This is a genomic window from Desulforamulus profundi, assembly GCF_002607855.1.
On the sequence record NZ_AWQQ01000155.1, the window covers coordinates 1 to 1,293 of the forward strand.

The following is a 1,293-nucleotide window of genomic DNA, read 5'->3' on the forward strand; positions in this document are numbered from 1 at the left end:
GGCCACGAACTGGAAAATCGTCGAGAAAMTGGGAAAAGGTACGGGATCACCTGGTTCACAGCATGACCAACTGCGGTTTCCCGGTAATTATGGTGGAAGACGGGGATTATGGCAAACGGGGGGAACTGTATCTGCGTCACGTCTTTGAGGATAGGGAACTGGACATCAARTATTTGGAGAAGACGYTGGTCCATGTKYATAAACTWTGGAACAGGCCGGTCCATCTGGAAACCARGATYGAYAACAAACCYGCCCTGTTYACCTTTGACGGAGAAAARGGAARCAGGAAGTTTCTTTAAATTTCGGGTTCTTTGTGTTGCTGATTCAACTAAAAAGGCCGTCAGGCTCGCGTTTATAACCTTGTTGGGGTTATCGGCGTGAGCTTTTTGTTGAAAGAAGACAAGCTGGYCTTTAGCAGGACATTTGTCAAAGGTGGTTGTTCTTTTTGGACACCGGCCGGTAATTGATCAATAAAGAACGGGCATACTACAACAAAAAAACACTGGAGTGAAGTCAGCATGAGACCCTTGTGGAAAGGTGCCGTAAGCTTCGGACTGGTATATGTGCCGGTGAAAATGTATGCCGCCACGGAAAAGAAAAATATTAAATTTAATTACCTGCACGAGAAATGCAAGACACCCATTCAATACCGTCGTTACTGCCCCTATTGTGATACAGAGGTGGCCAATGAGAAAATCCTCCAGGACGGCAAACCGTCCTTCAGCGCGCTGCAGACCCGGGGTAAGATTTCTGATGCTCTTAAAGTTAAAAGGCTGTCCCGGCAAATCCCGGCCACATTTATCGCYTTTGATGTGCTGTACAAAGCGGGAGAAAATGTGATGGGYATGACCACCCGGGAAAGAAAACAACTATTGGAGGAGATCGTTGAGCRAGGTCCGGATCTTATCATTTCCCAGTATGTGGTGGGATCCGGCGTTGACTTTTACCGGGCAGTGACTGCCGCCGGCTTGGAAGGCATGGTGCTAAGCGCCTGGACAGCCCTTRTCTGCCGGGCAAAAGATCCCCTGCATGGAAAAGGTCCGGCTGGTGCAGTCCGCGGAGTGGGCTATTTGCGGTTGGGAAAAGGGGGAGGTCAAGAGAAGCCTGGGCGCCCTCATCCTGGCAGGGTATCAGGACGGAAAGTGGATTTGATGTCACTAGCGTTGCATAAATAAATTTCCAAAATGTCAATATCTAAAATTCTAGAAAAAAACCAATAAATCATTGTTTTTCCAGCAATATCCTGTAAAAATGATTAAAATCTCCTTATAATTGAGGTATAACAGGTAGTCC

The 1,293-nt window shown here is 47.1% G+C and carries 2 protein-coding genes; both read left to right on the forward strand.

The genetic code is table 11. The features are described from left to right. The first annotated feature begins 89 nt into the window (after positions 1–89). Positions 90–299 carry a hypothetical protein gene (locus P378_RS24575; protein WP_476588342.1) on the forward strand — a complete coding sequence of 70 codons (210 nt, stop codon included), beginning with the start codon at positions 90–92 and terminating at the stop codon, positions 297–299. A 219-nt stretch (positions 300–518) separates the two neighbouring features. Then, positions 519–1,175 (forward strand): Ku protein, encoded by a 657-nt coding sequence (locus P378_RS18415; RefSeq protein ID WP_099084221.1) that lies wholly within the window; start codon positions 519–521, stop codon positions 1,173–1,175. Positions 1,176–1,293 lie beyond the last annotated feature (118 nt).